We start from the raw sequence: 14029 nt of genomic DNA, 5'->3' as shown, positions 1-14029 counted from the left end.
CCGCGTTCTTGACTTGTTCTAATACGTTCTTTACCAGTCAGCTTTAGAGAACAACGCATGATCGGCAAGCTTAAAGGCAGAATTGATTCCACCGGTGAAGACTGGGTGATGCTGGATGTGGGCGGCGTGGTCTATTTCGCCTCCGCTTCCGCCCGGACCCTGGCCTCCCTGCCGCGCGCCGGCGAGGCGGCTGAGTTGCACACCGAAATGCTGGTCAGCCAGGATAATATCCGCCTCATCGGTTTTGCCAGCAACGCCGAGAAGGAATGGTTCAAGCTGCTGCAATCGGTGCAGGGCGTGGGTGCCCGCGTGGCACTGGCCGTCCTGTCGATCATGACACCCAATGAATTGGCCTCGGCCATCGCCGTGCAGGACAAGGCCAAGATCGGTGAAGCCAATGGCGTGGGCAAGAAACTGGCCGAACGCATCGTGCTGGAGCTGAAAGACAAGGTGCCGAAATTCATCGTGGCCGATGTTGGCCTTGCCCAGGTTTCAGCAGAAATGCAGGCCACCACTCCCACAGCAGTGACCGATGCGGTCTCCGCCCTGGTCAATCTCGGCTATGGCCAAACCCAAGGCGCCCAGGCGGTATCCGCCGCTCTCAAAAAATTGCCACCCGATACACCCCCTGAAAAACTGATCCGCGCCGCCCTGAAAGAACTGGCGACGGTATGAACACCCGCCCCCTCGTGACCGGCGACAAGAAGCCTGAGGACGCGCTGGATACCCATCTGCGCCCGCAGCGGCTGGCGGAATTTGTCGGCCAGGCCAAGGCCAAGCAGAATCTCTCGGTCTTCATCGAGGCCGCCAAGGGCCGCAAGGAAGCTTTGGACCATGTGCTGTTCGCTGGCCCACCGGGCTTGGGCAAAACCACGCTGGCGCAAATCATGGCGCGCGAATTGGGCGTCAACTTCAAGGCCACCTCCGGCCCCGTCATCGCCAAGGCGGGTGACCTCGCCGCCCTGCTCACCAATCTTGAAGACCGCGATGTTCTGTTCATTGACGAGATCCACCGCCTGAGCCCGGTGGTGGAAGAAGTGCTCTATCCGGCGATGGAAGATTTCCAGCTGGACCTCATCATCGGCGAAGGCCCGGCCGCACGCAGTGTGCGCATCGATCTCGCGCGCTTCACATTGATCGGCGCCACCACCCGCACAGGTTTGTTGACCACGCCATTGCGTGACCGCTTCGGAATCCCTGTGCGCCTCGACTTCTATCAAGAGGACGAGCTGCTCGACATCGTGCAACGCGGTGCGCGCATTTTGAATCTCAACATCACCGAAGATGGTGCGCGCGAAATTGCCAAGCGCTCGCGCGGCACGCCACGCATTGCGGGCCGCCTCTTGCGCCGGGTGCGAGACTTCGCCCATGTCGGCGGCACTTCAACCGTAGACAGAACAATCGCAGATAAAGCATTGAAACTGCTGGATGTTGATGCCGCTGGTCTGGACGCACTCGATCATCGCTATCTGTCCTGCATCGCGCTCAATTTCGGTGGCGGGCCAGTGGGCATCGATACGATCGCGGCGTCATTGTCGGAAGCACGCGACACGATTGAAGACGTGGTGGAGTCCTATCTGCTGCAGCTTGGCTTCCTCAATCGCACACCGCGCGGCCGCCTGCTCACTGTGCATGCCTTCAAGCATTTGGGCCTCGCCATGCCCAACCGGCCGGAACTCACGCAAGGCCTGCTGCCGCTCGATGAGGATGACTGAGTGATGACTTATGCCTTGCGCGTCTTCTACGAAGACACCGATTTTTCCGGCTACGTCTATCACGCCAATTATCTGAAATATTGCGAGCGCGCCCGCAGCGATTATTTGCGTGTGAAAGGCGTGGACCAGACGGCTTTGTTCGACGGCGAAGACCGCACCGCCTTCGTGGTGCGCCGGATGGATTGCAATTTCCTCAGCCCCGCCCGCTTCAATGATGAGCTGACGGTGGAAACCGATTTCCGCGAAATGGGCGGCGCACGGTTTGAGCTGTTCCAGACGGTGAAGCGCGGTGAGCAGAGCCTCTTCACCGCCGCCGTTACCGTGGTGCTGATTGACGGGCGCGGGCGGCCGAAACGTATCCCCGGAGACATGGCCCGGGTACTGCGCGGCTAACCCAGCTCAGGAACGATAAAGTAACCCATCCTTAACCATAAGCCTGATTCAACAGGCCTGCTGTGGCATCACTGCCCCGGCCTGCGGATGATTCGGGAAAAGCCTGTAAATGCCGCAGTTTTGACAGATTTGACTGGTGGAAGCGCCTCACCTTCTCAGGGGCGAAGGCATCCACTATTTGGGACAGGGTTCATGGATCAAGTAACTGCCGCACCAGTAGCGCCAGGCGGCGCGCATATTTCGCTCTTTCATCTGATCTTCCAGGCTTCATTGCCGGTCCAGATTGTGATGCTCGGGTTGGGCCTCGCCTCAATCTGGTGCTGGGCCATCATCTTCAACAAATTTTTCGCTGTCCGCCGCATGAATGCCGCCAATGACCGGTTTGAAAGCCAGTTCTGGTCGGGCCAGTCACTGGAAGACCTGTATCGCTCGATGTCCGGCCGCGCCACGATAGGCATGGCAGCGATCTTCATCACCGCGATGGAGGAATGGAAGCGCAGCCAGGGTGCTGCGATGCGCGCCGGTTTCGCCGGTGTGCTGAAGCGCATCGAAAAGGTGATGGATGTTTCGATCCAGAAGGAAATGAGCGGGCTGGAAGGCCGTCTTTTGTTCCTTGCCACCGTGGGCTCTGCCGGCCCCTTCATCGGCCTGTTCGGCACGGTCTGGGGCATCATGACCTCGTTCCAGGGCATCGCCAATTCGCAAAATACCAATCTGGCCGTGGTGGCGCCGGGCATCGCCGAGGCGCTGTTTGCCACCGCAATCGGCCTTGTGGCCGCCATACCGGCGACAATTTTCTATAACATGTATTCCTCCGATGCCGCCAAGATCGGAACGCGTCTTGAAAACTTTGCAGATGAATTCGGCGCGATTATCTCGCGTCAACTTGATGAGCGGGCTTAAGTAGATGGCAGCTGGTGGTATCAAGGCAGGCGGTTATTCCAGGCGTTCGTCACGCCGGCAGTCGCGCCACGGCGCGATGAGCGATATCAACGTGACTCCGTTGGTGGACGTGATGCTCGTGCTCCTCATCGTGTTCATGGTGGCAGCGCCGCTGATGACGACCGGCATTCCCATCGAACTGCCAAAGACCAAAGCCAAACAGCTCAATATCCCGACCGATCCAATGGTCATCGCGGTGAAGTCGGACGGCTCCATCTATTTGCAAGACGCCAGAGTCAAACAGGATGAATTGACCGCCAAGCTGCAGGCGCTCGCCAAAAACGGCACTGATGATCAAGTCACTGTCAAGGCAGAGGGTGCCACACCCTACGGTGCCGTGGCTCAAGTTATGGGCATCCTGAATGCCGCAGGCTACAACAAGATCGGTCTGCAAACCAGTCCACAGGATCAACCCTCTGGCAATTGATGCGGAAAAGCGCTGTCATATCCTTCTGCGTTCACGCTGCGATAATCCTGGCGGCGCTTTTTGCTTTGCCCGCCCCCGCTCCTTTCAAAGTGGCGCCAGCAGAAACCATCCAGGTTGATATCTCCGCGATGATTTCCGACAAGACGCAGAAAATGGCCACCGCCAAGGACGCGCCGGATTCAAAGCTTCCACCCGCCCCCAAGGTCACCAATGTGACCAAGGATGTGCCGCCCGCCCAGAAGGTGGATGACAAAGTCAACACCGCCGCCCACGAGCCCACCGCTCCGCCGCCGGAGAAAAAGCCTGACCCCAAGCCGGTAGACAAGCCGCTCGATTCCGATCCGCTAAAAAACCTGATCAACGATGATCAGAAGAAGCTGGAAGAGCAGCAGAAGCTCGACGAGCAGCAGGCCATCGCCGACGCGCAAAAGAAGGCTGAAGAAAAAAAGAAGGCCGACGAAAAGAAAAAAGCTGACGACGCCAAGAAGAAGGCCGAGTTGAAAAAGAAGCGCGATCAGCAAAATGCCGATACTCAGGCCTTGTTGGACAAGATCAAAGGCGAAAATACTGCCCCTGCCAAGCCTTCCGACAAGCAGGGCGCACCCGCCAAGGGCGAGAAGGACACGGCCGGCAATGATGCCGCCAATACCGCCACGATTGCTGCGGCCTTGATCTCGCGCATCAAGGAATGCTTCAATATTCCCGCTGCGGCGCGCGAAACCAATATTTCCGTGCCGATCCATTTTTTGCTGAACACCGATGGCTCGGTCAGTGGCCAGCCTGAGGCAGTTCAGGACCCTGGCTCTGATCCGATTGCGGCGGCCACCACCCGGGCCGCAATTTCAGCCATCATGGAATGCCAGAATTACGAATTGCCCGTTGATCAATATGATCAATGGAAAGACAACACGATCGACTTCAACCCAACCCAGCTTGCTGGCCAGTGAGATTTCTCATGAAAAGCTTTTTCCGCGTTTTTGTTCTGCTGATTGTGGTGGCCTCTGCTGCAAGCTCGGCCTTTGCCGTTACCGGCACGGTGACCGGCGGCAAGATTGATCCGCTGCCGATTGCAGTGGCACCCTTCCTTGCATCGCAAGGCTCAGGAGACCAAGCCACAGCAGTGGCCGGCATCATCGCCAATGACCTTAATCGTTCGGGCTATTTCAAGCCGCTCGACCCTGCGAGTTTCATTGAACAGATTTCCAGCTTCGACCAGAACCCGAATTTCGGATCATGGCGGCAGGTGAAGGCGCAGGCCCTCGTGGTCGGTCAGGTTTCAGTGGCCGGCGGCAAGCTCACTGTGGCCTTCAAGCTTTATGATGTGAACACGCAAGCCTTCCTCGCCGGTTCAAGCTTCACTGCCCCGGCCAATCTCTCGCGCCGTCTGGCTCACAAGGTGGCTGACATGATCTATAACAAGATCACCGGCTTTGCCCCCTATTTCGACACCCGAATTGTCTATGTCGATGAAAGCGGCCCGAAGAACCTGCGCATCAAGAAGCTGGCCATCATGGATCAGGACGGTTTCAACGCCCACACCTTGACCAATGGCAAAGAGATTTTGCTCACGCCGCGCTTCTCGCCCTCCTCGCAGGAGATCACTTATTCTGCCATCGGTGCTGAAGCGTCGCGCGTCTATATCTACAACATCGATACGGGCCAGAAGGAAATTGTGGGCGACATTGCCCATATGAGTTTCGCGCCGCGCTTCTCGCCCGATGGCCAGCGCATCGTGATGAGCCTTGAAAGCGACGATGGCCGCAACGCCAATATTTATGAAATGGATTTGCGCTCCAAGCAGATCCGCCAGATCACCAATGTGCCGGCGATCAACACCGCCCCCTGCTATTCGCCAGACGGCACGCGCATCGCCTTTGAATCGGATCGCGGCGGCACCCAGCAGATCTACACAATGAATGCCGATGGCTCCAACCAGCAGCGCATTTCCTTTGGCCAGGGCCGCTATTCCACCCCGGTCTGGTCGCCGGATGGCAAATATCTCGCGTTCACCAAGCAAAGCTCTGGCGGCTTCGGTATCGGCGTGATGAACCCTGATGGCTCGGGTGAGCGTATCCTGACCGAAGGCTTCCATAATGAAGGCCCCAGCTGGTCGCCTAACAGCCGCGTCATCATGTTCTTCCGTGACAGCCCCGGTGAAAATGGCGGCTCGCAGCTCTGGTCGGTGGATATTTCCGGCTATAACGAGCAGGCCATGCAGACCGCCAATTTTGCCACCGATCCGGCCTGGTCGCCGCTTTTGAAGTGAGAATCGGCGTTAACGTCTCGCAAACCACGGTTCCAAAAGAACCGCGAATATGTTGCTTTTGACACAATTTCGCCTCGCTATTTGACCAAGTGCTGCACCGGGTTGCATTGCGGGAAGTGACGGTAAGCAGGCGGTTTCGCCTTTTTTAACCAAATCCTGTCATGCCTAATGATGGATGAGCTCTGGCTTTTTTCGGCAGGGCGTTGGGACTTAAGGGCTTTAAGGGCCCCTCGAAAAGAGTGGAGTGACTTTGATGATGATGCGTGTTGCAGGTTTCAAATATGCGGCGATTTGCTGCTGCTTTCTGGCTCTCGCCGCCTGCTCGAAGAAAACCCAGCCCGATCTCGACGCCGGCATGAATGGCGGCGGCATGGGTCAGGCCGCTCCCGGCTCCAAAGCTGATTTCACCACCAATGTGGGCGACAAGATTTTCTTCCTCGAAGACCAATCCACACTGACCCCGGAAGCCTCCGACACGCTGTCGAAGCAGGCCAACTGGCTGAAGCAATACGGCCAGGTGACCATTCAGGTTGAAGGCCATGCCGACGAACGCGGCACCCGCGAATACAACATCGCCCTTTCCGCCCGCCGCGCCACCACCACGCGCAACTTCCTGATTCAGCAGGGTGTACCCGGCAACCGCATCTCGTCCATTGCCTACGGCAAGGAACGCCCGGTCGCCCTGTGCGATGCCGAACAATGCTGGAGCCAGAACCGCCGCGCTGTGACGGTGATCACCGGCGGCACCAACTAAGTTCATGCCTTCCCGTGCCAAAAGCCGGGGAATTGAGATTTCATGTTTGAGCCTCAATTTCCCCTTTTTTGGCGGGCAAACGGCGCTGAACCTTTGTGGATACCACCCATGTTAAAGCGTAGCCTTTTCGTCTGTGCCTTGATGATGAGCGCCGCCGTCCTTCCGGCGCGCGCTGATGACGTCACCGTCCGTATGGACCAGCTGGAAGAACAGTTGCGCCAGTTGACTGGCCAGGTCGAACAGCTCACTTATCAATTGAAGCAGATGCAGGCCCAGGCGCCCAAGAAACTGGGCTCCGCCGAACAGGCCCCTGCTATTGCTGATCCGGAAGCCCCTGCTGCCCCGAAACTGGCACAGGCCGCACCGGTAGCACCACCGCTGAAAAAGAAAACCGAAGCGATGAATGCCAACGCCGGCGATAACGGCGTGGAACAGATCGGCGAACAGCCGATCACCGACCCGCAGATTTCAGGCGGTATTGCCACCCCGCCCGCCCAGATCGCTTTGGCGCCCAAGCCCGCAGGCCTCGGCACCACCAAATCCGCCAATGCTGAAGACGGCGGCTTCCAGGGCAAGGTTCTGGTTCCGGCTGGCGGCGATGATACCCAGGCCACCACCGACACCAATGACGGCAGTGCCGATCAAACCGCAACGGACGGCGGCACCCAGCAAGCTTCGCTGGAAGCCCCGCAGGCTGAAACCCCTGATGATCTCTACATGCGCGCCAACCAGGCGCTGGTGAAGATGCACTATGATGAGGCCACCGTGGCCTTCAAGGATTTCATCGACAAGTATCCAGATCATCCCGCCGCCGGCAATGCCGAATACTGGCTGGGTGAATCCTATTGGTACCAGCAGGATTTCTCCAACGCGGCTCAGGCCTATCTGAACGGCGCCAAGAAATACCCGAAGGGCAGCCGCGCCGCCGACAGCATGTTGAAGCTGGGCATGTCACTGTCGCGTTTGGGCCAGAAGGACCAGGCTTGCACCACCTTGGGCTCAATCGACGATGAATACCCCAAGGCCGTCGAAGCCAAGAAGCGCGCCCAGGCTGAAATCAAGCGTGAAGGCTGCGCCCTCTAATTTCTCGGCTGCGCGGCTGAAGCGGCTGTTCAGGCCGTGCGCCCCTTTCCCATCTCTGGCGATTGCCGTTTCCGGCGGTGGTGATTCCATCGCCCTCCTCCGCCTTGCCCATGCATGGCACGGCAGCGGGAGCCTGATTGCACTCACCGTCGATCACGGGTTGCGCAAGGAATCGGTCAAGGAAGCCAAGCAAGTCGCCAGCTGCTGCAAGTCCCTTGGCATCAAGCATCACGTTTTGAAATGGAAGCATCAGGGCATCACCTCCGGCCTGCAGGCCAAGGCGCGCTCGGCACGTTATGAACTCATGGCCGCATGGTGCGGCAAACATGGCGTGAATGCCCTGCTCACCGCCCATACAATGGATGACCAGGCCGAAACCGTGGCCATGCGCCAGCGCCGCACATCATCAGCCAAAAGCCTCTCCGCCATCTGGCCCGAAAAGCAATGGAACGGCATCACCGTTTTGCGCCCGCTTCTCGATGTGACCCGCGCCGAATTGCGCGACTATCTCACAGCCATCGGACAAGACTGGATCGAAGATCCGAGCAACCAGGACCATCGCTATGAGCGCGTGCGCGTGCGCGCCGAAGCTCCTGCACTGACACTCGCTGCCGAAGCCAAAGCAGCGCAGCGCAAAACGCGCAGCGCGGAAAAATCCGCCGCCGTATGGATTGCAAAAAGCGTCACCGTCACCAGCTTCGGCATGATTACAATTTCAAGCGCAAGCGTGAAGGCGATGACGGATGCGGCATTGCTCAATCTCATCGCACTCGCTGGTGGTTCGACACCTGAATTGGCCAAGCGCGAATCTCTTGCCGCCTGGCTCGCCTCTGACGAAACCGGCCGCCGTACGCTGGGCGGCGCGCTGTTCGCCAAGCGCCAGCGCGAGATCATTGTCGCGCGCGAACCCGCACGCATTGCCGCAGCACCCGTTGCGACATCGCCCGCAAACGGTGTGCGATGGGATAACCGCTTTCTGGTGATCGGCCCCAAAGGTTCATCCATTATTGCAAGAGCGGCTCTCAAATCACTGAAACGTAATGGTAAAATTCCAGCCTTTGTGGATGCCGGTTTACCGGTCGTGATGCGCGGCGATAAAGTTCTTGCCGATGTTTTCAGCAGCCATCATCCAGAAGCGAAGATTACATTCATCACGAAATAATCGAAGCTGCTTCTTGGATTGGCAGCACCTGCGCCCTATGTTACGCGTAACGTTCATTTGGCTTCGCGCCAAAACTTCGAGGTATGACGTGAACAACTTCCGTAATCTTGCCATTTGGGTCGTGATTGGTGTTTTGCTGATCGCGCTTTTCAGCCTGTTCCAGGGACAGGTCATGAAGGGCACCACCAAGGAAATCACCTACACTGAGTTCTTTGACAAGGTGAATGCAGGCACCATCAAGAGCCTGAACATTTCGGGCGGCTATATCCAGGGCAAGGATACCAATCAGGCCGCCTTCGAAGGCTATGTGCCACTGGGCGAGAATGACCTGGCCACGTTGCGCTCGAAGAATATCGACATGACCATCCGCCCGCCGCAGAGCGACTCGTTCTGGTCGAACGCGCTGATCTCCTGGCTGCCGCTGATCATTCTGGTCGGCGTGTGGCTGTTCTTCATGCGCCAGATGCAGGCCGGTTCCGGCAAGGCCATGGGCTTTGGCAAATCCAAGGCCAAGCTGCTCACTGAAAAGCACGGCAAGGTGACCTTTGCTGATGTGGCCGGCGTGGACGAAGCCAAGGATGATCTGCAGGAAGTCGTTGAATTCCTCAAAGACCCGCAGAAGTTCCAGCGCCTCGGCGGCAAGATTCCGCGCGGCGCATTGCTGGTCGGCCCTCCGGGCACCGGCAAGACGCTGCTGGCCCGCGCCATCGCTGGCGAAGCCGGCGTGCCTTTCTTCACCATTTCCGGTTCTGACTTCGTTGAAATGTTCGTCGGCGTGGGTGCTTCGCGCGTGCGTGACATGTTCGAACAGGCCAAGAAGAACGCGCCCTGCATCATCTTCATCGACGAAATCGACGCTGTTGGCCGCCATCGTGGCGCAGGCCTGGGCGGCGGCAATGATGAACGCGAGCAGACGCTGAACCAGTTGCTGGTCGAAATGGATGGCTTTGAAGCCAATGAAGGCGTGATCATCGTCGCGGCCACCAACCGCCCTGACGTGCTTGATCCTGCCCTTCTGCGCCCCGGCCGCTTTGACCGCCAGATCGTGGTCGGCAATCCGGACGTGAAGGGCCGCGAGCAGATCCTCGCTGTTCATATGCGCAACATTCCGATGGCACCTGATGTGGATGCCAAGGTTCTGGCCCGTGGCACGCCCGGCTTCTCCGGTGCGGATCTCGCCAACCTCGTCAACGAAGCCGCACTTCTGGCTGCCCGCCGCAACAAGCGGCTGGTTACGCAGGCCGAATTCGAAGATGCCAAGGACAAGGTGATGATGGGCGCCGAGCGCCGCTCCCTCGTGATGAGCGAGGAAGAACGCCGCAACACCGCCTATCACGAAGCTGGCCACGCCATTGTGGGCCTGCAGGTGCCTTATGATCCGTTGCACAAGGTGACGATCATTCCGCGTGGCCGTGCCCTGGGCGTGACCATGAACCTCCCCGATGGTGACCGCCACAGCCACACCCGTGAATGGTGTGAATCGCGCCTGGCTGTTCTGTTCGGTGGCCGTGAAGCGGAGCTCATTCTCGGCGGTGCCAAGAATGTGACCAATGGTGCCAGTGGCGACATCCAGATGGCAACCTCGCTGGCCCGCACCATGGTGATGGAATGGGGCATGAGTGAAAAACTCGGCCGCGTGCGCTATGGCACCAATGACCAGGAAGTCTTCCTGGGCCACAGCATCACCCAGTCGAAGAACATCTCGGAGGAAACCGCGCGCCTGATCGATGAGGAAACCCGCAAGCTGATCAGCGCTGGCGAAGCCTCTGCCAAGCGCATCCTCGCCAAGTATCGCAACGGCCTGCACAAGGTTGCTGCCGCCCTGATGGAATTTGAAACCGTCTCGGGTGCGGAAGTGAAGCAGGTTCTGGCCGGCAAGAAGATCAAGCGCGACGATACGCCGGCGCCGACTTCGGGCTCGTCCACCCCCGTCGTCCCGCGCACCACTCCGCGCCGTCCGCTGGGCAATCTGGAACCGCAGACGCAAAGCTGAGACGCGTGATAACTGAATTGAAAAGGGCCGGGCAACCGGCCCTTTTTTGTTGCTGGCCCTAAATATTTGGGTCAAAGCCAAGGACATGAAAACCTATCTTCGACCCCTAGGTCTCGCGCATGGGCCGGATGCAGCCAAGCTGGTCAATTCGGGCGGCGCTTTCCCGCTAGCCGGGCGCGCCGACATCGCTTTCACCCAAGCAGAACTCATCACCCGTCACGCAGACGGCAAGATCGAACGCCGCATCACGAATGATACCAGCGAGATTCGAAACCATCCCTCCTTCACCGCGATCACATCCCCCCGCCCCAACTTCGGCGCGCTGGAACTGAACCGCGTGCATGTCATGGGTATCGTCAATGTCACGCCGGATTCCTTCTCCGATGGTGGCGTGCATTTCGAAGCGGCCACCGCCATCGCTGAAGCCCGCAAGATGGCAGAAGATGGTGCTGCCATTCTCGACGTGGGTGGCGAATCCACCCGGCCCGGCTCCGACACGGTTTCTGTCGAGCAAGAGCGCGCCCGCATCATGCCGGTGATCGAAGCGCTGGCGAAGGACCACTTCGTATCAGTGGACACGCGCAAGGCCCCGCTGATGCAGGAGGCGCTGAGCAAAGGTGCGGCCATCATCAATGACGTGGCCGCTCTGCAATTTGATCCAGACGCCCCAAGCGTCGTGGCCAAGGCCGGCGCACCCGTCATCCTGATGCATGCGCAGGGCGAGCCGCGCACCATGCAGCTGGCCCCCAAATATGATGACGTGGCGTTGGATGTGTATGACCAATTAGCCGCCCTGATCGCCAAGGCGGAAGCCGCCGGCATTGCGCGCAGCCACATCATGGTGGATCCGGGTATCGGCTTCGGCAAGACCTTCAAGCAGAATCTCGAACTGCTGCAACAGCTCACGCTGCTCCACGGCCTGGGCGTGGGCCTCCTCGTCGGCCTCTCCCGCAAGGGCATGATCGGTGCGCTGACGGGCGAAAAAACGGCGGGCAAACGCCTGGCCGGATCGCTCGGCGGCGCGCTCCATGCGGCCTTGTTGGGCGCACAGGTGCTGCGCGTTCACGATGTTAAGGAAACATTAAGTGCACTGGCGGTTTTCACCGCAGCCCTTGATCCAGATTCAGCCGACATTTAATTTTATCCCTCTAATTGGAATCACTTTTCAGGGGTCCGGCAGGAATGTCACGCAAGTATTTCGGCACAGACGGTGTGCGCGGACGCGCCAATGAGGGCGCCATGTCTCCAGACGTGGTGATGAAGATCGGAATGGCCGCAGGCCAGCTGCACTTACGCGGCGGCCACCGCCACCGCGTGGTGATCGGCAAGGACACGCGCCTGTCCGGCTACATGATCGAACAGGCTTTGACCGCTGGTCTTCTCTCGGCCGGCATGGATGTGTTTCTGTTCGGCCCGGTGCCCACGCCCGCTGTCGCCATGCTCACCCGCTCGATGCGTGCCGATCTGGGCGTGATGATCTCGGCCTCGCATAATCCTTACTACGACAATGGCATCAAGATTTTCGGGCCCGATGGCTACAAGCTGTCGGACGAAACCGAAGTCAAAATTGAAGAGTTGCTCGACAATCCATCGCAGTTGAAGCCCGCAGGTTCTGACATGCTGGGCCGCGCCAAGCGCATTGAAGATGCCGGCGCTCGCTACATTGAATTTGCCAAGCGCACTTATACGGCCGAGGCACCGCTCGATGGCCTGCGCATCGTGATCGATACCGCCAATGGCGCCGCTTACAAATCAGCTCCTCCTGCGCTGTGGGAACTGGGTGCCGAAATCATCACCATGGGCAATGAACCCAATGGCACCAACATCAATGAGAAATGCGGTTCGACGCATCCTGAAGCGATGTGCGAACGCGTGCGCGACACGCGCGCTGATATTGGCATCGCGCTCGATGGCGATGCTGACCGCGTGATCATCTGCGACGAAAATGGCCGAGTCATTGATGGCGATCAGATCATGGCATTGATCGCTTCATCCTGGGCCGCGCGTGGCTTGCTCAAGGGCGGCGGGCTTGTTGCCACCGTGATGAGCAATCTGGGCCTCGAACATTTCATGGCTTCAAAAGGCCTCACGCTGGCGCGCACCAAAGTGGGTGACCGTTATGTGGTCGAGCACATGCGCGCTCATGGCTTCAATGTGGGCGGCGAACAATCCGGCCACGTGGTGATGTCGGATTATGCCACGACAGGCGATGGCCTCGTCGCGGCCCTTCAAGTTCTCGCCGAAGTGGTGCGCCAGCAAAAGCCGGTGAGCGAAGTGTGCAACTTGTTCAAGCCGCTGCCGCAGATCTTGCAGAATGTGAAATTCAAGGGCGGCAAACCGCTCGAAGATGCGACTGTGAAAAGCGCCATCAAGGATGCTGAAGCGATGCTCGGCAAAAAGGGCCGCCTGGTCATTCGCCCATCCGGCACCGAGCCACTGATTCGTGTCATGGCCGAAGGCGAAGATGCTGCCATGGTGAAGAAAATTGTCGACGATCTTTGCGGAGTGATTTCAAAAGCGGCGGCCTGAACAAGAGGTCCAACCCACTCTAAAGCTGGCATGGTGAATGATCTCTGATGCGGCGTTTCATTTCGATGCAAAAGAGTGATGCATAAATGCAACTGTCAGGATCTGTCACATTTCAGCCTTCTTCCAGCCTGCCTTGGAACAAAAGCGGCTGGCATTGTTTGTAAGTATTGGGACTAGCGTTTTAATGAGGTGCGTTATGAAATCGTTTTGGAAAATTCTTTTTGCCAGCTTCGCCATGGTGCCGCTGGCGGCCACTGTAAAGGCTGCGGACGTGTCTTATGCTCCGCCAGATGCGGTGGTGTCGTCGGGCATTTATATCCGTGGTGACCTTGGAGCCTCCTACCTCAACTGGGATAGCGCTAATCAAAATTGGGCTTATGTGGGCGATGCCGGTATCGGCTATCAGCTGAATGACAATTGGCGCGCTGACGTGACCTACAACTGGACGGGTGGCTACGGCCTCAATCCGGGTGAAGTGCGCACCGGCATGGTGCTCGGCACCGCCTATTACGACTTCAAGAACTCGTCTTCCTTCACCCCTTATGTCGGCGCAGGCGTCGGCTATGGTTGGGAATGGGGCAATGGCGCGGCCACTGACGTAACCGGTGTGGCCATCGGCCTGAATGCCGGTGTGGCCTATGAAATGACCAACAACCTGGCGCTGGATGTGGGCTACCGCTTCCACGACATTATCAACAGCACGCAGAACACCCAGGAGCATCAGATTGCTGCCGGTGTGCGCGTGAAGTTCTAAGTCAGTCAGTT

General features: G+C 58.5%; 14 protein-coding genes. All 14 read left to right on the top strand.

Annotated elements, in window-relative coordinates; translation table 11 throughout:
* Positions 1–57 precede the first annotated feature (57 nt).
* The 14 genes from ruvA (at position 58) to F8B91_RS00715 (ending at position 14018) form a co-directional block, all read left to right on the top strand.
* Positions 58–675: a Holliday junction branch migration protein RuvA gene (ruvA, locus tag F8B91_RS00780; protein WP_196501815.1), complete on the top strand. Its 618-nt coding sequence runs from the start codon at positions 58–60 to the stop codon at positions 673–675.
* Positions 672–1715 (top strand): Holliday junction branch migration DNA helicase RuvB, encoded by a 1044-nt coding sequence (gene ruvB / locus F8B91_RS00775; protein WP_196501814.1) that lies wholly within the window; start codon positions 672–674, stop codon positions 1713–1715. Before ruvA ends, ruvB begins: the two co-directional genes overlap by 4 nt.
* 3 nt (positions 1716–1718) lie before the next feature.
* The gene (gene ybgC / locus F8B91_RS00770) at positions 1719–2108 is read left to right on the top strand and encodes a tol-pal system-associated acyl-CoA thioesterase (protein ID WP_196501813.1); all 390 of its coding nucleotides are present in this window, start codon (positions 1719–1721) and stop codon (positions 2106–2108) included.
* Positions 2109–2300: 192 nt separating this feature from the next.
* Positions 2301–3011: a protein TolQ gene (gene tolQ, locus F8B91_RS00765; protein ID WP_196501812.1), complete on the top strand. Its 711-nt coding sequence runs from the start codon at positions 2301–2303 to the stop codon at positions 3009–3011.
* Positions 3012–3015: 4 nt separating this feature from the next.
* On the top strand, positions 3016–3477 hold the full coding sequence (locus F8B91_RS00760; protein ID WP_196501811.1) for an ExbD/TolR family protein: 462 nt from the start codon (positions 3016–3018) through the stop codon (positions 3475–3477).
* 89 nt (positions 3478–3566) lie between these two features.
* A complete protein-coding gene (locus F8B91_RS00755; RefSeq protein WP_196501810.1) occupies positions 3567–4424 on the top strand; it encodes a hypothetical protein in 858 nt (285 codons plus the stop codon).
* Complete coding sequence (gene tolB, locus F8B91_RS00750) at positions 4421–5743, top strand: Tol-Pal system beta propeller repeat protein TolB (RefSeq protein ID WP_196501809.1); 1323 nt, start codon at positions 4421–4423, stop codon at positions 5741–5743. The genes F8B91_RS00755 and tolB overlap by 4 nt, the downstream gene beginning before the upstream one ends.
* Before the next feature lie 256 nt (positions 5744–5999).
* Positions 6000–6497 carry a peptidoglycan-associated lipoprotein Pal gene (pal, locus tag F8B91_RS00745; protein WP_196503851.1) on the top strand — a complete coding sequence of 166 codons (498 nt, stop codon included), beginning with the start codon at positions 6000–6002 and terminating at the stop codon, positions 6495–6497.
* A 108-nt stretch (positions 6498–6605) separates the two neighbouring features.
* A complete protein-coding gene (gene ybgF / locus F8B91_RS00740) occupies positions 6606–7580 on the top strand; it encodes a tol-pal system protein YbgF (protein WP_196501808.1) in 975 nt (324 codons plus the stop codon).
* Positions 7561–8742 carry a tRNA lysidine(34) synthetase TilS gene (gene tilS, locus F8B91_RS00735; protein WP_196501807.1) on the top strand — a complete coding sequence of 394 codons (1182 nt, stop codon included), beginning with the start codon at positions 7561–7563 and terminating at the stop codon, positions 8740–8742. The genes ybgF and tilS overlap by 20 nt, the downstream gene beginning before the upstream one ends.
* A gap of 88 nt (positions 8743–8830) precedes the next feature.
* Entirely contained in the window at positions 8831–10735 is a 1905-nt protein-coding gene (gene ftsH, locus F8B91_RS00730) for an ATP-dependent zinc metalloprotease FtsH (protein WP_348641705.1), read from the top strand.
* An 85-nt stretch (positions 10736–10820) separates the two neighbouring features.
* Positions 10821–11873, top strand: coding sequence for a dihydropteroate synthase (gene folP / locus F8B91_RS00725; protein ID WP_246714930.1), 1053 nt, complete (start codon positions 10821–10823; stop codon positions 11871–11873).
* 44 nt (positions 11874–11917) lie between these two features.
* The gene (gene glmM, locus F8B91_RS00720) at positions 11918–13264 is read left to right on the top strand and encodes a phosphoglucosamine mutase (RefSeq protein WP_196501805.1); all 1347 of its coding nucleotides are present in this window, start codon (positions 11918–11920) and stop codon (positions 13262–13264) included.
* Positions 13265–13460: 196 nt separating this feature from the next.
* Positions 13461–14018 carry an outer membrane beta-barrel protein gene (locus tag F8B91_RS00715; RefSeq protein WP_196501804.1) on the top strand — a complete coding sequence of 186 codons (558 nt, stop codon included), beginning with the start codon at positions 13461–13463 and terminating at the stop codon, positions 14016–14018.
* Positions 14019–14029 lie beyond the last annotated feature (11 nt).

The organism is Aestuariivirga litoralis (assembly GCF_015714715.1).
Classification (GTDB): domain Bacteria; phylum Pseudomonadota; class Alphaproteobacteria; order Rhizobiales; family Aestuariivirgaceae; genus Aestuariivirga; species Aestuariivirga litoralis_A.
Note: the sequence above shows the minus strand (reverse complement) of the source record. Positions and strands in the feature narration are given on the sequence as shown.